The following is a 16,704-nucleotide window of genomic DNA, read 5'->3' on the forward strand; positions in this document are numbered from 1 at the left end:
CCGCTTCAGCTCCCGAGGATCTCGAGGGGGATCGCCACGAGCGCCATCGCCGCGCCGACGGCCGTGATCCCGACCACCATCGCGTTTCCGAAGGGCCCGTTGCCGTGGCGGCCGACGTAGAGCGGGTCGTTCATGATGACGATGAACGGGAAGACGATGATCGGCTGGACGAGCACCGTCAGCGCCATCGAGATCATCGTCAGCTTCAGCGGGTCGATGCCCGAGACGATCACGAGCGCCGCGACGGCGATCACCGCCGTGTAGACGAGCGCGAACCGCGCCTCGCGCTTCGGGCGGACATCCTCGCCCCAGTTCCAGCCGAGCTGCTGGGCGGCCGCGTACGCGAGGTTCAGCGCGATCTCGAGGGCCGCGCCGAAGCACCCGAAGCCGAGGATCGCCGCGAAGAGCGGCACGCCCCACCGGCCGAACGGAGGGACCAGCGTCTGCGCCACCTGATGGAAGCTCTTGACGTCGACGCCGGCGAGGACGACCGCCGAGCAGACGAGAACCGCCGCGTTGACGACGCTCCCGAAGCCCATCCCGGCGATCGCGACGACGCGGTTGGCCGGGATGTCCTTCGGCTTCCAGCGCTCCTCGACCGCGCCGGACGCGTAGAAATTCACGAGATACGGGCTGACGGTCGCGCCGAGGATGCTGACGGCGAGCAGGCCGTACTTCGCCAGGCTCGCGCGGGGAAACGAGGGGACCAGCCCCGAGGCCACGGCGCGGGCGGAGGGATGCAGCCGGACGACGGCGACGACGAAGGCGAGCGAGACGAGCCCGAGGAGCGACACGCCGTTCTCGATCAGCCCGAAGCTCCCCTTCCAGAGGAGGAACCAGGTGGCGAAGGCGGCCGGCAGCACCCACCACCCGCGCCCGACGGACGTCGCGAGCTCGACGGCGATCGCCGCCCCGCCGAGCTCCGCCGCGAGGACGAGGGTGTCGAGGACGATCTCGGCCGCGAGCGGGACCGCGGAGAACCGGAAGCCGAACCGCTCGCGCACCGCGTCGGAGACGGTGTGCCGGCTCGACGCCGCGAGCCGCCCCGACATCTCGACGAGCGCCACGAGGCAGATCGTCGCCGCCGCGATCGCCCAGAGGAGCCGGAAGCGGAACGCGGCGCCCGCCTGCGCGGCCGTCGAGATCGAGCCGACCTCGAGGAACCCGGCCATGCTGGTGACGATCCCGAGGGCGATCTTCAGGAAGGACTTCAACTCGCTTCGCCGCCGGCTCGCCGCTCGGATTCGCGGAGCCATCCTCCGACGAGCCCCATCCCGCACACGACGAAGACGAGCCCCGCCGGGACCCACATCCAGAGCCCCGCGAGCTGCTGGTCCTCGAGGGCTGCCGCGCCGGCCAGTCGCCGGCCGTATGCCGGGTACCAGAGCGTGGGGGCGACCGTCATCAGGGCTCCCAGCAGCGCGCCGTGGAACGCGGTGCCGAAGAGCGACACCGCCTCGGCGCCCACCGCGATCCTCCCGCGCGCGCCGGCGAGGACGGCCGACCAGTAGAGGAGGGCGGCGGCGAGGAAGGTCGCGTGCTCGGCGGCGTGCACGGTCTCGCTCCGGAGAGCCGCCTGATACAGCGAGGGCAGGTGCCAGGTCCAGAGGGACAGCGCGAAGACGACCCACGCGAACACCGGGTGCGCCGCGGGCCGGGCGAGCGCGTGCCCTCCCCGGCCGATCGCCCGGCGCGGGCCGCTCCCGAAGGCCCAGAGAAACGCCGTGGCGGGCCGGCCGAGCACGAGAAGCGGCGCCGCGACGAGCATGATCAGCTCGTGCTGCGCCATGTGCCACGAGAGCCGCGCCTCGCCGAGCTCGTGGATCGGGGAGACGAGCGCGGCCGCGAGCGCCGCCCATCCGGCGGCGAAGGAGACCGCCGCCCGGACCCCGATCCCCGCGCCCGTTCCCGCGCGCCGCCAGAGACGCCGCACGCCGACGACGTATGCGACGCCGCAGACCGCGAGGGCCGCGACCACGGCGGGCGGAAACGTCCATCCGGCCCCGCCGCTCCCGGCCGTCTCGTGCGCTCCGGCGGGCGCGGCGGCGGAGAGCGCGGCGAGAGCGAAGATCGTCCTACGCACACGGCCTCAGCATCAGCTTCGGCACCTGCGCGGCGAGGATCACCAGCACGAACATGGCGCCGAGCGCCATCCCCGCCACGCCGAGGAACCGCTCGGCGCGCGCGCGCGGCAACGGATCCCCCTTCGCGCCGCGGTACGTCGCCCACGAGGCCGCGATGCCCGCCAGCGCCGCCGCGAGCGCGACGGCCGTCGCGCCGTGCAGGAGCAGCCGGTCGCCGCGAAGACACGACTCGCCGACGAGCGAGTCCGAAAGCGACAGGTCGGCGAGCCACGCGACCGGCGGGAGCAGCACTCCCGTCCAGGCGACGGCCGGCCGCGCGGCGCCGTTCACAGCAGCCTCGGCGCGGCGTAGACGACCGCCGCGCCGGCGACGCCCGCCGCGACGAGGAAGTACCAGAAGAAGGCGTCGGCGCGCACGTCGGTGAAGTCCTTCTCCTTCACCGGTCCGAGCACGAACACCGCGAGGACGACCCCCGTCTCGATCACGGCCGCCAGAGTGTCCCCGCCGTGAAGAACGAGGATCGCCCAGTTGATCGAGGCGTAGGCGTTGGCGCTCCACCGGCAGCCGAGGCCGCGGAACTCGAAGGCGCGGAGCGCGATGAACGCCGCGCCGAAGAGCAGGTTCGCGGCGAGCCCCGCACGGATCCGCCCCCGACGCGCCCCGGGCCCCTTGCTCGCCTCGCGCTCCGCGATCCGGAACGGGATGCAGCTCATCAGCAGCACGGCGACGTTCGCGATCCCGAAACGCAGATCGGGGAGCGGCATGCCGGGCGGCGGCCACTCGCGCGCCGTCATGCGGTAGTAGAAGTAGCTCCAGAAGGCCATCGCGAAGGTCGTGCTCTCGATCGCGATGAGGCCGAGGTTCGCCCAGACGACCAGGGCGCGGTGATCGTAAACGTGCTCCGGGAGGCGGGCGACGTCGACTTCGGCGCTCACGCGTTCTCCTCGCGCGCCGGAGGCTGCGGCTCCCCCTTCGGCCAGAACCACCCCGTCATCGCGACCGCCGAGAGCGCGGCGGACACGACGAACGCGCGTGCCTGGAAGATCCCCCAGGTCAGCCCGAGGCCGACGGAGAGCGCCATCAGGAAAGGCCACACCGACGGGCCGGGGAGCGTGGGACGGTGGTCCGGTTCGGCGTCGAGGGGGCGCGTCACGAGCACCTGCCGCCGGTCCTCTTGGATCCCGGCGACCACCGGCGCCTCGGGCGACCGGCACCAGAGCGCCTCTCTTCCCTCGACGACCGGAAGGCGCTCGAAGTTGTACGGCTCCGGCGGCGACGCCGCGGCCCATTCGAGGGTGGACGCTCCCCAGGGGTTCTCTCCCGGCTCTCCGCGCCGGCGGCTGCGCACGACGTTGACGAGGAAGACGAGGACGCTCGCGGCGATCACCGCCGCGCCGATCGACGCGAGCATGTTGAGCGGCCCCCATCCCGTCTCCGGCCGGTAGGTGTAGACGCGCCGGGGCATCCCGTGCAGCCCGAGGACGTGCATCGGGAAGAACGTCAGGTTGAATCCGACGAAGAAGAGGGCGAAGTTCCAGCGGCCGAGGACCTCCGACATGCGGCGGCCGGTCCACTTCGGATACCAGTGGTAGATCGCGCCGAAGAGCGGGAACACCGCGCCGCCGATCAGCACGTAGTGGAAGTGGGCGACGACGAAGAACGTGTCGTGCACCTGGAGGTCGAGCGGCACGGACGCGAGCATGACGCCGGTCAGGCCGCCGATCACGAAGATGAAGACGAACCCGAGGACGAAGAGGAGCGGCGTCGTCAGCCGCGGCCGTCTCCCCCAGAGCGTCGCGATCCAGCAGAAGATCTGGACCCCGCTGGGGATCGCAATCATCATGCTCGCCGCCGTGAAGAAGCTCGAGCCCATCTGCGGCAGCCCCGTCGCGAACATGTGATGCACCCAGAGGCTGAAGCCGAGGAACGCCGTCGACACGAGCGAGAGGACCATCGCCGTGTAGCCGAAGACCGGCCGCCGCGCCGCGGTCCCGACGATCGTCGACACGAACCCGAGCGCGGGGATGAAGATGATGTACACCTCGGGGTGGCCGAAGAACCAGAAGAGGTGCTGCCACAGGAGTGGGTCGCCGCCCGAAGCCGGGACGAAGAACTGCGTCGCGACGAGGCGGTCCATCGCGAGAAACCCGCTCGAGATCATCACGGCGGGCATCGCGAAGAGGATCATGAAGGACGTGACGAGCATCGCCCAGACGTAGAGCGGGAGGCGATGGAGCGACATCCCGGGGACGCGCTGCTTGAAGATCGTCGTGATCAGCTCGATCGCGACCACGAGCGCGGAGATTTCGGTGAACGTGATCATCTGCGACCAGATGTCGACTCCCTTGTCCGGCGAGAACGCCCGCTCCGAGAGCGGCGTGTAGGCGAACCACCCCGCCTGCGGTCCCGCGCCGAGGAACACGCCCGTGTACAGGAACAGTCCGCCGACGAGGTACATCCAGTACCCGAAAGCGTTCATCCGGGGGAACGCGACGTTGCGCGTGCCGACCATCAGCGGCACGAAGTAGACCGCCATTCCCTCCATGACCGGGACGGCGAAGAGGAACATCATCGTCGTCCCGTGCGTCGTGAAGAACCGGTCGTACCGGTCGGGCGAGAGGAACCGGTTCTCGGGAACCGCGAGCTGGATCCGCATGAGCGCCGCCTGGATCCCGCCGAGCAGGAAGAAGAAGAACGCGGTCGCGACGTAGCGCTTTCCGATCTCCTTGTGGCCGACGGCCGTGAAGAAGCCGCGCAGTCCGGGAGGCTCTCTCCAGGTCTCGCGCAACGTCGCCCGCTCCTCAGCGGCCGCGGCGTGAGCGCGGGTCTCCCGACGCTCACGGCCGGCGGGAGCGCGGCCCGGCGTCGGGGCGCTCACCGGAGGTGCTCCAGCCAGCCGAGCAGCGCCGGGAGATCCCGGGAGGCGATCGCGTTGGGCGGCATGGCGGCGCCGGGCTTCGCCTTCTGCGGGTCGAGCACCCAGCCGGCGAGGTGCGCCGCGTCGTTGGCGAGCGTCCCCGCCCCGATCGTCTCGCGCGCGCCGACGTGGGTGAGGTCGGGCCCGAGCGTCCCGGCGGCCGGCGTCCCGCGGACCGTGTGGCACAGCGGGCAGGAGGAGGAGACGAAGACGTCGCGGCCGCGCTCCTGGAGGGCGCCGTCCGGCGGTGCCGCCGGCGCCCGCTGCGCGGCGAGCCAGGACTCGAATTCCGCTTCCGGCTGGGCGACGACGAGAAACGCCATGTGCGCGTGCTGGACGCCGCAGTACTCCGCGCACTGGCCTCGGTAGACGCCGGGACGGTCCACGCGGAAACGCGTCAGGGTCCATCGGCCCGGTATCAGGTCCTTCTTTCCGTCGACGTTGGGCGCCCAGAAGCTGTGGATCACGTCGCGGGACGTGGCGCGGAGGAGCACGGTGCGCCCGACCGGCACGTGGATCTCGTTGGCGGTCACGACCGTGTCGGAGGGGGACGGGGACGGGTAGCGGACCTCCCACCACCACTGGCGGCCGAAGAGCTCGATCGGCAGCCCGGCCGGGTCGTCCCGCGACGGGGACGCCGTCTTCCCCGTCGACATGCTCGCGACGAGGAAGACGAAGAGGATCACGACGGTCGTGACGGCACCGGCCGCGACCGCCGCTTTCCGGCGGCCCTCGGCCGGGGGGGGCCCCGGAAGGAGATCGGGCTCGGCGCTGCGGCGGCGTGCGAGCGCCGCCGCGAGGAGAACCAGCACGGCGACGAAAACGGCGCCGCAGACGCCGAGTACGAGCCACCACAGCGCCGCAATCGACCCGGCCTGCGGCCCGGCCGGCGCGAGCACCGAAGATGCGATGCCTCCCGCCACACTCCCTCCGCCGCGGAGACGAAGCAAGAAGCGTGCGCGAACGTCGACGTGTGCGGGCGCGGGAACCGAGAGCGACGCCGCGCGGCCGTCGGCGCGCTCAGCCGCCGGGGAAGAGCTTCGGCCAGAGCGCGTCGACCTTCTTCCGGACCTCCGCGTCCATCACGATCTCGTCGGGCCACCGGCGGCGGAATCCCTCGCCGGCCAGCTTCTTCGTGGCGTCGATTCCGACGTGCGACCCGTAGCACGGCTCGCGGGAGGCGTGGTCGAGCTCGTCGATCGGCCCGAGCGCGAACTCGAAATCGCGCTGCGGGTCGATGTGGTTCAGGCTCTTCCAGACCACTTCGGCCGGGTCGTGCACGTTCGTCCCGGCGTCGACGACGACGATCACCTTCGTGAACATCATCTGCCCCGTCCCCCAGATCGCGTGCATCACCTTCCGCGCCTGTCCCGGGTAGCGCTTGTCGATCGACACGATCATGAGGTTGTGGAAGATCCCCTCGACGGGGAGCGCCATGTCGACGATGTCGGGGATGGTCTTCCGGACGAGCGGAAGGAAGAGGCGCTCGACGGCCTCTCCCATGAAGCCGTCCTCCATCGGCGGCGGCCCGACGATCGTCGTGAGATAGATCGGCCGCGCGCGGCGGGTCACGGCCGTGACGTGGAAGACCGGGAAGTCGTCGTCGAGCGAGTAGTAACCGGTGTGGTCGCCGAACGGACCCTCGAGACGGCTCTCGCGGGGATCCACCCACCCCTCGAGCACGAACTCGGCCTCGGCCGGGACGAGGAGATCGACCGTCTTTGCGGGCACGAGCGGCACGCTCTCCCCGCGCAGGAACCCGGCGAAGAGGAACTCCGACACGCCCGGGGGAAGCGGCGCGATCGCCGAGAAGACCGTCGCCGGATCGGCCCCGATCGCGGCCGCGATCTCCATCCGGCGCCCCTCGCGCGCGTAGCCGCGCGCCTGCCCCGCGCCGTCCTTGTGCTTCTGCCAGTGCATGCCGGTCGTGTTCCGGTCGTAGACCTGCATCCGATACATGCCGACGTTGGCGCGGCCGGTCGCGGGATCGCGCGTGACGACGAGCGGCATCGTGATGAACCGGCCGGCGTCCTGGGGCCAGCACTTCAGGACCGGCAGCCGCCCGAGGTCGACGGCGTCGCCCGTCTCGACGACCTCCTGGCAGGGCGCGCTCCGGACCGTCTTCGGGAACACCGAGGCGAGGTCGGCGACCTTCGGGAGCGCCTTGAGCTTCCCGAGAAAGCCCTCCGGGGGCTTCGGGTCGAGGAAGAACTCGAGCCGTTCCTCCCACTCCTCCCACGAGCCGATCCCGAGCGCCTCGAGCATCCGCGCGCGGGAGGCGAAGAGATTGATCGCGACCGGGAACTCGGAGCCCTCGACGTTCTCGAAGAGCAGGGCCGGCCCTCCCGACTTGACCGCGCGGTCGGCGATCTCGGTGATCTCCAGGATCGGCGACACGCGCTCTCGGATCGTCGCGAGGTCTCCCCGCCGCCGCAGCTCCTCGACGAAGCTCGAGAGGTTGCGGTGGCTCACGCGCGCCCCGCGACCGGATCGCCCGGAGGCCCCTTCGCGGCGTCCGCGCGCGCCTCGACCGGCACGGCGGCGACGACCTCCCCGACGCGCAGTCCCCTCGCGTTGAGGATCGCCGGGCGGACGTCCCCGGAGAGCGACTCGGGCACGCCCCCCTCCCAGATCCCGAGGCGCGAGAGGATGTCGATCGCGACGGGGAATCGCGGACGGGCGGCGCCGTCGTCGATCTTGAAGGCGATTCCCAGGAGCCGCGGGGCGGCGACGCCGATCGCGTACACCCCCTCGGCGCCTTCCTTGCCGATCCAGCGGCCGGCGCCCGCCTCGAGAAACCGGGTCGTGAACTGGCCCGTCCCGGAGACGTGGAAGGGGGCGGCGATCATCGCCGCGACCGCGCGCCGACGCGCCTTCGCGGCGGCCGGAGACTCGTCGTCGAGCATTCCCGGGGCGACCAGACGCGCGTAGGCGGCCGCGAGGCGCGAGATCGGCAGCCGGAACACCGGCAGCGAGCAGCCGTCGACCCCGATCTCGATCTTCGACGCCGGGTGGCCGGCGTAGAAGGCGACCCTGGCGAGGATCAGGCGTTGAAGAGGGTGCGCGGGATCGTCGTAGGTCGCCGGGTCGAACCCGAGCAGGCGGCAGGCGAGGAGCATCGCGGCATGCTTTCCGGAGCAGTTGTTGTGGAGCGGCGAGAAGGGTCGGCCGTCGCGCACGACCGCGGCGGCCGACGCCTCGTCGGAGGGGGGGGTCGCGCCGCAGCGCAAATCGGCGGCCGAGAAGCCTCCCTTCTCGAGGATCGACTCCGCGGTCGCCACGTGCGCCGGCTCGCCGGAGTGCGACGCGACGGCGAGCGCGACCTCCTCGGTCGTGAGGCCGAAGCGCTCGGCCCCGCCCGCCTCGAGGAAGGGCATGACCTGGAATGGCTTCGCCGCCGAGCGCCAGAAGACCGGCGTTTCGGAATCTCCGAAACCCGCCACACCGCGACCCGACGCGTCACAGACGGCGCCGAAGCCGCGATGGATCGACTCGACGCGGCCGGCGCGCGTCACCCGCGCGACGATGGGACTCGTCGCCTCAACGGCAACGGGACTCGTCGCCTCAACGGCGACCGGGTTTGTTGCCTCAACGGCAACGGGATTCGCCGCCGGTCCCGCGACCTTCTCCGCCGGCGTCTCAGGCACGGGCGGCCGCCGTTCCCAGCAGGCGCACTTCCCGCTGGGGGAAGGGGATCGGGATTCCGGCGCGGTCGAGCGCGTTCTTCGCCCGCTCCAGGTACTCCGCGCGGAGGAGCCGACGCCGCGAAGGATCGGCCGCCCAGACGATCAGCTCGAGGACGACGGCGGAGTCGGCGAGCTCCGTGACGATCACGACCGGAGCCGGAGACTCGAGGAGCCGCGCGTCCCCGGCCGCGGCGGCCAGCAGGGCCGTCCGCGCGGCCTCGATGTTCGCGCCGTAAGCGATCCCGATCGGAACGTGGAGGCGAGACCTCGGCGTGCGGCTGTAGTTGATGATCTTCTTGGCGACGACGTCGCTGTTGGGGAGGATCACGTCGTTGCCGTCGATGTCCTCGAGAATCGTCGTCCGGAGCTCGATGTGCCGTACCCATCCGGGCGTCTCGCCGATCTCCACGTCGTCGCCGAGCGCGAACGGCTTGTCCCAGAGGATGATCAGTCCGGCGATGAAGTTCGCCATCGTGTCCTTCGCCGCGAGGCCGACCGCGAGGCCGGCGACCCCGAGCCCGGCGAGCATCGAGAGCACGTTGAAGCCGAGCTGCGACGCCGCCATCAGGAGGCCGATGCCGAGCACGACGTATTTCAGAAGCTTCCGGAGGATGTCGGCGGCGAGCAGGCTGGTCCGCGCCGAGAGGCTCCGGTTCAGCATCCCGCGGAGCAGCCGGTGAAGTCCCCAGAACGCGACGAGGACGATGACGGCGCCGAGGAGGGAGGGGAGGAAATCCGCCACCTTGACGAGGACGGCTTTGACGAAGGTGTCCAGCTTGTCGTCCCATTGCGAGACGGCGGGCAGCGCGCGAGGATCGATGCTCAACGCGCGGATTATAGACGGCGATCCTCTCCCGACGCGCGGGTATCCTCCGGGGATGGAAAGAAATAAACTGAACGGCGTGCGCGTTGGACGCACCTGGAGACGAAGATGAAACCGAAGCCCTCCGTCCGCGTTGTCGGGACCCTCCTCGGGCTCGTGCTCGTGTTCGCGGCCGCGGCCCGCGCGGCCAAGCCCGTCCCTTTTCCCGACCTCGACCTCGAAGCGCGCGACGGTGGCGGGATCCGGCTCTCCCAGCTCCGCGGCAACGTCTTGCTCCTCAACTTCTGGGCGACCTGGTGCGGGCCCTGCCGGGCCGAGCTCCCGCTCCTGCAGGACCTCTACAACCGCTACAGCGATCGCAACTTCACGGTGCTCGCCATCAGCGTCGATTCCGATCGCGACCGCATCGCGCCGTTCCTCAAGGCCCACAATCTCTCTCTGCCGATCTACTACGCGAGCCCTACCGATGCCGCGGTGATGACCTCGCAGGGGATCCCGACGAGCTTCATCGTCGCTCCGGACGGGACGCTGGAGAAGGCCTACGTCGGCTTCTCCCCGAACATCGAGAAGGAGTGGATGGAACGCGTCGACAAGTATGCCAAGAAGAAGAGGGGGTCGAAATGAAACCGAGATCCGCCGTTCTCGCGCTCGCCGCCGCCGTCCTCGCGCTGGGCCTCCCCGCCGCCGCGAGGGCTCAGATCCGCCAGAACACCGTCGAGATCAGCCCGTTCTACGGCCGGCTCTTCGGCGGCGAGTTCGCCCGCGGCTCCAATTCCATCTTCGACCAGCGCGTCGACGCCGACGACGCGAACACGTGGGGGCTGCGCCTCGGCTACAACATGACCGAGTCGATGGAGCTCGAGGTGCAGGCCTCGCGCACCGACACGCACTTCGTCACCCACGACTCCGGCGACCTGTTCGGCTCCGGAGGCGAGCGCCTCGGCGATCTCCGCATCGACTACCTGCTCGGCTACGGCACGTTCAACTTCGGCCACCGGCGGGCGGTCCCGTACGTCACGCTCGGCGCGGGCGTGGGACGGCTCCAGCCGTCGGCGACCCCGGTCGCGGCTCACGACTCGTCGCGGTTCACCGCGAGTCTCGGGGCGGGGCTCAAGGTGTTCGTCAATCCGCACTTCGGCCTGCGGTTCGACGGACGCGGATACTCGACTTATCTGAACGGCAACGACACCTGCTCGCGCCACGACGACCGCCGCTGCAACGACACGCACTGGCTCACCAACGGCGAGCTCTCGGGAGGGCTGATCCTCGCGTTCTAGCCCGGATTACTCATGAGCATGGCGAACGATGCCCGCCGGCGCGGGGATAGAATGCCGCGAATGCCTCGAAGCCGGGTTCTCCTGATTGCGGCCGCCGCGCTGGCCGCGGAAGGCTCGCTCCTCGCGCAGAAGACGCCGAAGGTGGCGGAGCTCCCGCCGCTCGCCGAGAACGTCACCGTCGCGATCACGAACGTCGAGGTCGTGGTCACCAACTCCAAGGGGAACCGCGTGCCGGGGCTCAAGAAGGAAGACTTCCAGGTCTTCGAGGACGGGATCCCGCAGCCGATCACGAATTTCTACGCGGTGACCGGCGGGAGGACCATCCTCGCCGACGGCAGCGAGATCTCGCTCTCCTCGCCGCCGGCGCCCGCCGCGGCCGCGGAAATTCCCGCGGCGCTCAAGGCGAAGTACGTCGTCTACGTCGACAACCTCAACATCCATCCGCTCCACCGCACGCGCGTCTTCCGGAGCGTCTACGACTTCCTCGACAAGGCCATCGGCCCGAACGCCGAAGGCATGGTCATGACCTTCAACCGGTCGCTGAAAGTGCGGCAGAAATTCACCTCGGAGAAGGGTCTCCTGGTCGGCGCCCTCGAGAAGGTCGCCGGCGAGGCCGGCGGCGGGCAGACCATCGTGTCCGAGCGCGAGGACGCGCTCCAGAAGATCAACGACATGAAGAACCAGGGAGAGGCGATCAACTACGCGGAGCAGGTCGCGCGCTCGATGGACGACGACCTCCGCGCGTCCCTCGACGGGCTGAAGACCGCGATCGACGGCCTCGCCGGCGTCGACGGGCGAAAAATCCTCATCTACGTCTCCGACGGCCTCCCGCAGACGGTCGGGCAGGAGCTCTTCGACACGATCCAGACGAAGTTTCATGCTTCCCAGGCGAGCACGGAGGCGTTCACGTTCGACCGGACCGCGTCGTATCTCGCCCTCGTCCGCGAGGCCAACGCGCAGGGAGTGACGCTCCACGCGATCGACGCGTCGGGACTCCAGGCCGACGAAAACGTGTCGGCCGAGCGGGCGACGATGGACAGCCGCCCGTCGACGTTCTTCCTCCGGCAAAACTACCAGCAGCCGCTGCAGACGCTCGCGCGCGAGACCGGCGGGATCGCGGCGATCAACACGAACGATCCGACGCGCGAGCTCGACGAGGTCGCCAGGGACTTCTCCGACTTCTATTCGCTCGGATACCGCTCGACCCGAGGCGCCGTCGACCGTCCCCACCAGATCGAGGTCAAGCTGACGAAGCCGGGACTGCGAGCCCGCTACCGCTCCGGATACATGGAAAAAACGGTCGAAACGCGGACCGCCGAGGAGGTCACGGCGGCGCTGACCTATCCGCGCAGCGAGAATCCGCTGAAATTCACGATCGCCGTCGGCGACCCGAAGGCGTATTCGGCCGAGAACTACCTCGTCCCGATCCGGATGTCGATCCCCCTGGAAAACGTCACGCTGGTGCCGGACGGCGCCCAGTATCGCGGCCGCCTCTACGTCTACTTCGTCGTCCTCGATTCCGACGGGAAGCAATCGGACCTCCAGATCCGCCCGCTCGAGATCAAGGTGCCGCTCAAGAACTACGATTCGGCGAGGACGAAGACGTACGGATACGACGTGCAGCTCATCATGATCCCGGGCGCGCAGCGTCTCTCGGTCGCCATCCGCGACGGCGTCTCCAACGCCGTCTCGTTCGCGCAGAAGGGCGTCTTCATCTCGGTCCTGCCGGCGGAGAAGAAGGCCGGGTCTTAGGGTTCCGCGATGCCGCCGCGCCGCCCCGGCCCCCTCCCTTCCCGCGCGCGCACCGCCCTCCTCTTCTTCGCCAAGCTCCCGGTCCCCGGGAGGGTCAAGACGCGCCTCGCCCGGACGGTCGGAGCCGCCGCCGCCGCCGCGCTGGCCGAGGCGTTCCTCCGCGACGGCGCCGAACGGTGGAGCGCGATCGCCGGGGTCGCCCCGGTCCTCGCCGCCGACGAGCCGGAAGCCCCGTTCTGGCGGCGGACCTTCCGGCCCCCCTGGCGCATCGAACCCCAGGGTCCGGGAGACCTCGGTGGGCGCCTCGCGCGCGCATTCACGCGGGAGCTCGCCCTCTACGATCGCGCCGTCGCGATCGGTTCGGACCACCCGGCGCTTCCGGCCGACGCGTTCGCGCTCTTCCTAAAGCAACCGGAAAGCGCCGTCTGGCCGGCGCGCGACGGCGGTTTCGCCGCGATCCTCCTCAGCCGCCGGGACGCCCGGCTCGTCTTCCCCCCGGACGGGAGCCGCGGACTGTTCGACGGCATCGAATGGTCGACCCCGCGCGTGCTCGAGCAGACGCTCGAGCGGGCCGCGTCGCTCGGCGCGCGGCTCGAGCGCGTCGCCGAGACCGACGACGTCGATGCGGAAGAGGACCTCGAGCGGCTCGCCCGGGAGCTCGCGGCGAGGGACCGATCGGCCGCCGGGTTTCCGCGACACACGTGGGAGGCTCTCCGGTCGCTCGGAAGGGGAACGCCCGCGTGAGGATCCTGACCTCGGGCGAGATGGCCGCCGTCGACCGGGCGGCGCAGAGGAAGGCGGGGATCCCTTCGCTCGTTCTCATGGAGCGCGCCGCGGAAGGGACGCTCGAGCTGGCAGCCGACCGGTTCCCGGGAGCGCGGCGAGTCGCCGTGCTCTGCGGCCCGGGGAACAACGGCGGAGACGGCCTCGCGGCGGCGCGTCTGCTCCACGCGCGCGGGATCGCCGCCACGATCGTCGCGCTCGAGCCGCCGGACGGCTTCCGGGGCGACGCGCTCGCGAACTGGAAGGCCGCCCGCGAGAGGGAGCTCCCGTGGATCCCGGCCTCCCGCGCCGCCGTCGTCGCCCGCGAGCTCGACGAGGCGGATCTCGTCGTCGACGCCCTCTTCGGGACGGGGCTCTCGCGCCCGCTCTCCGGCCGCGCGCGCCGGCTCGTCGCGGCGGCCAACGCCGCCGGGCGCCCGATCCTGTCCGTCGACGTGCCTTCCGGACTCTCCGGCGACCGCGGCGACGTCTTCGGCCCGGCGATCCGGGCGCGGGCGACCGCGGCGATCGCCGCGCTCAAGCGCTGCCACGCGATCTTTCCCGCCCGCGCCCTCTGCGGCGAGATCGCCGTCGTCGACATCGGGATCCCGGACGCGCTCCTCGAGACCCGGGCGCACCGGTTCGCCATGATCGGATGGGAAGAGATCGCGCCGCTCTTTCCGCGGCGGCCGCCCGACGCCCACAAAGGGGACGCCGGACGGGTCGCGATCGTCGCCGGGAGCCGCGGGAAGGCGGGAGCGGCGCTGCTGGCCGCGCTCGGCGCCCTGCGCGCCGGCGCCGGCCTCGTGACGATCGCGTGCCCCGCCTCGATCGAGCCCGGATTTCTGGCCCGGCTGCCGGAGGCCATGACGCTGCCGCTCCCCGACGAAGACGGCGCGCTCTCCCCGGCGGCGGCGGAGGCGCTCCGTGCGCTGCTCGAGAGCTGCGACGCGGCCGCGGTCGGGCCGGGGCTCGGAACGGGCGAAGGCGCGCGCCGGACGGTCGCGGCGGTGGCGGCCGCGCGCCTCCCCGCCCTCTTCGACGCCGACGCGCTCAACGCGTTCGCCGGGCGTCCCGAGGCCTTTCGCCGGAAGGCGCCGTCGATCATCACGCCGCATCCCGGAGAAGCCGCGCGTCTGCTGGGATCGACGGTCGCCCGCATCCAGCGGGACCGTCCGGCAGCGGCGGCCGAGCTGGCGCGAAGGGCGCGGGCGGTCGCGATGTTGAAGGGCGCGGGGACGATCTCCGCCTCCCCCGCCGGGAATCTCTGGCTCAACCCGACGGGCTCCGCCGCCCTCGCCAAGGGAGGGACCGGCGACGTGCTCGCGGGCGTCGGCGCGGCGTTTCTCGGCCAGGGGCTCGAAGCCTCGGACGCGGCGGTCGCCGCGGCGTTCGTGCACGGGCTCGCGGGAGAAGCGGCCGGCGCCGCGCGCGGGCAGCGCGGCGCGCTCGCGACCGAGGTGGCGGACGCGGTCGCGGACGTGCTCGGCTCCATGGAATAGGATTCCCGCGATGCGGCTCCCCGCAAAATTCGAGTCGGCCGGCGAAGAAGACACGCGATCGATCGCGCGCGGCCTCGCGGCCGATCTCCGCTCGGGCGACGTCGTCGCGCTCTCCGGACCGCTCGGGAGCGGCAAGACGGTTTTCGTCCGGGGCCTCGCCGAGGGTCTCGGCGGACAGGCCCGCGCCGTCGCGTCGCCGACCTTCGCGATCCTCCACGAATACGACTGCGCGCGCGCTCCGTCGTTCGTCCATCTCGACCTCTACCGGCTGCCCGACGACGAGAACGAGCTCCGCGAGATCGGGCTTCCGGACGTGCTCGAAGGGAAGATCGCCGCCGTCGAATGGCCCAACCGGAGCGCCGCGAAGCTGCTGCGGTTCCGGTACCGGGTCTCGATCGAGGGTCCCGCGGACGCGCATCGGACGATCCGGATCGAGCGGGAGGGGGCTTGAACGCGCTGCGCCGGAGCTTCGTCACCGGGATCCTGACGCTCCTTCCGCTCGCATTGACCTACTGGTTCTTCCGGTTTCTCTTCAACTTCTTCGACGGGCTGCTCGGTCCGGCGGCGGACCGGGCGATCGGCCGTCATCTGCCGGGCGTCGGGCTGGTGGTTTCGATTTTGCTGATCCTCGCCGTCGGAGCGGTTGCGTCGAATGTTGCCGGCAAAAAAATTCTTGCTTACGTCTCGAAAATTCTAGAGAATACCCCGCTGGTCAAGAGCGTCTACACAGCGTCGCGACAAATGGTTACGGCGCTCTCTCCCGGCGGCGGGGGTTTGAAAAGAGTGGTCTTCGTCGAGTACCCGCGCCGCGGCGTGTTCGCGGTCGGGTTCGTGACTTCCCGGCTGGACTGGCGATCGCCGGCCGGGAGCGACCGGAAATGGGTTTCCGTTCTCATTCCGGCCGCGCTGAACCCGACGAGCGGGACCGTCGTGGTCGTTCCGGAGGACGAATTGCTGGATCCTGGTTTCTCGGTCGAGGAAGGGGTTAAACTCGTGGTTTCCGGGGGCTTCGTGTCTCCGGGCAAGAACAGCGCAGGAGCGAACGTCGAATGAAACCGAACGGGTCCATCGGGCGCAACACCTGGACCGTGTGTGGTCTGGCGATCCTGCTCGCCACCGCGGGGTGCAACAAGTTCCAGTCCCGAAGCGAGATCCGGGCGGGCAACGAGCTCTTCCGCGTCGGCAAGTACGACACGGCGCTCGCCAAGTACAACCGGGCGCTCGAGCTCGACCCCGGCGAGAAGAAGATCTACAAGAACATCGGGCTCGCGTACATGGGGATGTACCAGCCGGGCTCGAAGCATCCGAAGGACCTCGAATACGCGCAGAAGGCGATCGACTATCTCAGGAAATACGTCGAGGCGTTTCCCGACGACAAGAAGGCGCCCGAGTATCTCGTGACGATGTACCTGAATTCCGGACGCGTGGACGACGCGCTCGCCTTCTTCCAGGCCTACAGCCAGCAGCACCCCGAAGACGCCAAGGCCAAGGAGACGATGGCCAACCTCTATTTCCAGAAGGCGGATTTTCCGAACGGCGTCCGGATGATGGAAGAGGCGATGCGGATCACCGGTCCGAAGAAGGAAACCTTCGAGACGATCGGCGCGCAGGCCTGGGACAAGGCGCACAACTATCCCGACCTGACCGACGAGCAGCGGCAGCAGGTGATCACGGAGGGAATCGACGCCGAAAACAAGGCGCTCGCGATCGACCCGAACTACACGGAAGCCCTCGCGTTCATCAACCTTCTCTACCGCGAGCAGGCGAAGCTCGAGCAGACGAGCGACCCGCAGAAAGCGGCCGAGGACGTCGCGAAGGCCGACGAGTACCGGAACAAGGCGATCGAGCTCAACAAGAAGAAGGCCGCCGAAAAGGCGGCCAAGGGCGCGTCGGGGAAATAA

The 16,704-nt window shown here is 70.3% G+C and carries 17 protein-coding genes; 8 read left to right on the forward strand and 9 right to left on the reverse strand.

The genetic code is table 11. The features are described 5' to 3' along the window. Positions 1-5: 5 nt before the first annotated feature. The 9 genes from VKH46_10470 to VKH46_10510 all read right to left on the reverse strand — a co-directional run bounded on the left by VKH46_10470 (position 6) and on the right by VKH46_10510 (position 9,513). On the reverse strand, positions 6-1,214 hold the full coding sequence (locus tag VKH46_10470; protein ID HKB71256.1) for a divalent metal cation transporter: 1,209 nt from the start codon (positions 1,212-1,214) through the stop codon (positions 6-8). Continuing rightward, positions 1,211-2,083, reverse strand: a complete 873-nt coding sequence (locus tag VKH46_10475) for a cytochrome c oxidase assembly protein (protein ID HKB71257.1) — start codon at positions 2,081-2,083, stop codon at positions 1,211-1,213. The genes VKH46_10470 and VKH46_10475 overlap by 4 nt, the downstream gene beginning before the upstream one ends. Next, entirely contained in the window at positions 2,076-2,414 is a 339-nt protein-coding gene (locus VKH46_10480; protein ID HKB71258.1) for a hypothetical protein, read from the reverse strand. Before VKH46_10480 ends, VKH46_10475 begins: the two co-directional genes overlap by 8 nt. Beyond that, on the reverse strand, positions 2,411-3,019 hold the full coding sequence (locus tag VKH46_10485) for a cytochrome C oxidase subunit III (protein HKB71259.1): 609 nt from the start codon (positions 3,017-3,019) through the stop codon (positions 2,411-2,413). Before VKH46_10485 ends, VKH46_10480 begins: the two co-directional genes overlap by 4 nt. Then, the gene (ctaD, locus tag VKH46_10490; protein HKB71260.1) at positions 3,016-4,872 is read right to left on the reverse strand and encodes a cytochrome c oxidase subunit I; all 1,857 of its coding nucleotides are present in this window, start codon (positions 4,870-4,872) and stop codon (positions 3,016-3,018) included. Before ctaD ends, VKH46_10485 begins: the two co-directional genes overlap by 4 nt. An 86-nt stretch (positions 4,873-4,958) precedes the next feature. Further along, the gene (gene coxB, locus VKH46_10495) at positions 4,959-5,924 is read right to left on the reverse strand and encodes a cytochrome c oxidase subunit II (protein HKB71261.1); all 966 of its coding nucleotides are present in this window, start codon (positions 5,922-5,924) and stop codon (positions 4,959-4,961) included. Between the two features lie 97 nt (positions 5,925-6,021). Next, complete coding sequence (locus VKH46_10500) at positions 6,022-7,473, reverse strand: menaquinone biosynthesis decarboxylase (protein HKB71262.1); 1,452 nt, start codon at positions 7,471-7,473, stop codon at positions 6,022-6,024. After that, positions 7,470-8,648, reverse strand: coding sequence for an asparaginase (locus VKH46_10505; protein HKB71263.1), 1,179 nt, complete (start codon positions 8,646-8,648; stop codon positions 7,470-7,472). Before VKH46_10505 ends, VKH46_10500 begins: the two co-directional genes overlap by 4 nt. Beyond that, positions 8,641-9,513 carry a mechanosensitive ion channel family protein gene (locus VKH46_10510; GenBank protein HKB71264.1) on the reverse strand — a complete coding sequence of 291 codons (873 nt, stop codon included), beginning with the start codon at positions 9,511-9,513 and terminating at the stop codon, positions 8,641-8,643. Before VKH46_10510 ends, VKH46_10505 begins: the two co-directional genes overlap by 8 nt. Before the next feature lie 105 nt (positions 9,514-9,618). On the opposite strand from VKH46_10510, the gene VKH46_10515 reads away from it, so the two are divergent. From VKH46_10515 to VKH46_10550, 8 genes are read left to right on the forward strand one after another with little or no spacing between them, the layout of a single operon-like run. After that, complete coding sequence (locus VKH46_10515) at positions 9,619-10,134, forward strand: TlpA disulfide reductase family protein (protein ID HKB71265.1); 516 nt, start codon at positions 9,619-9,621, stop codon at positions 10,132-10,134. Then, positions 10,131-10,787, forward strand: a complete 657-nt coding sequence (locus tag VKH46_10520) for an outer membrane beta-barrel protein (protein HKB71266.1) — start codon at positions 10,131-10,133, stop codon at positions 10,785-10,787. The genes VKH46_10515 and VKH46_10520 overlap by 4 nt, the downstream gene beginning before the upstream one ends. A gap of 60 nt (positions 10,788-10,847) precedes the next feature. Then, positions 10,848-12,539: a VWA domain-containing protein gene (locus tag VKH46_10525; GenBank protein ID HKB71267.1), complete on the forward strand. Its 1,692-nt coding sequence runs from the start codon at positions 10,848-10,850 to the stop codon at positions 12,537-12,539. 9 nt (positions 12,540-12,548) lie between these two features. After that, the gene (locus VKH46_10530; protein ID HKB71268.1) at positions 12,549-13,283 is read left to right on the forward strand and encodes a DUF2064 domain-containing protein; all 735 of its coding nucleotides are present in this window, start codon (positions 12,549-12,551) and stop codon (positions 13,281-13,283) included. Next, the gene (locus tag VKH46_10535) at positions 13,280-14,803 is read left to right on the forward strand and encodes an NAD(P)H-hydrate dehydratase (GenBank protein ID HKB71269.1); all 1,524 of its coding nucleotides are present in this window, start codon (positions 13,280-13,282) and stop codon (positions 14,801-14,803) included. Before VKH46_10530 ends, VKH46_10535 begins: the two co-directional genes overlap by 4 nt. A 10-nt stretch (positions 14,804-14,813) precedes the next feature. Then, the gene (tsaE, locus tag VKH46_10540; GenBank protein HKB71270.1) at positions 14,814-15,254 is read left to right on the forward strand and encodes a tRNA (adenosine(37)-N6)-threonylcarbamoyltransferase complex ATPase subunit type 1 TsaE; all 441 of its coding nucleotides are present in this window, start codon (positions 14,814-14,816) and stop codon (positions 15,252-15,254) included. Next, positions 15,251-15,856 (forward strand): DUF502 domain-containing protein, encoded by a 606-nt coding sequence (locus VKH46_10545; protein HKB71271.1) that lies wholly within the window; start codon positions 15,251-15,253, stop codon positions 15,854-15,856. The genes tsaE and VKH46_10545 overlap by 4 nt, the downstream gene beginning before the upstream one ends. Beyond that, the gene (locus tag VKH46_10550; protein HKB71272.1) at positions 15,853-16,704 is read left to right on the forward strand and encodes a tetratricopeptide repeat protein; all 852 of its coding nucleotides are present in this window, start codon (positions 15,853-15,855) and stop codon (positions 16,702-16,704) included. Before VKH46_10545 ends, VKH46_10550 begins: the two co-directional genes overlap by 4 nt.

It is taken from the genome of Thermoanaerobaculia bacterium (genome assembly GCA_035260525.1).
In the GTDB taxonomy this organism is placed as follows: Bacteria; Acidobacteriota; Thermoanaerobaculia; order UBA5066; family DATFVB01; genus DATFVB01.

Excerpts from the sequence above, each read along its gene's own strand:
- VKH46_10550 (HKB71272.1), top strand. The coding sequence starts at position 15,853 with ATGAAACCGAACGGGTCCATCGGGCGCAACACCTGGACCGTGTGTGGT.
- tsaE (HKB71270.1), top strand. The coding sequence starts at position 14,814 with ATGCGGCTCCCCGCAAAATTCGAGTCGGCCGGCGAAGAAGACACGCGA.
- VKH46_10520 (HKB71266.1), top strand. The coding sequence starts at position 10,131 with ATGAAACCGAGATCCGCCGTTCTCGCGCTCGCCGCCGCCGTCCTCGCG.
- VKH46_10515 (HKB71265.1), top strand. The coding sequence starts at position 9,619 with ATGAAACCGAAGCCCTCCGTCCGCGTTGTCGGGACCCTCCTCGGGCTC.
- VKH46_10530 (HKB71268.1), top strand. The coding sequence starts at position 12,549 with ATGCCGCCGCGCCGCCCCGGCCCCCTCCCTTCCCGCGCGCGCACCGCC.
- VKH46_10525 (HKB71267.1), top strand. The coding sequence starts at position 10,848 with ATGCCTCGAAGCCGGGTTCTCCTGATTGCGGCCGCCGCGCTGGCCGCG.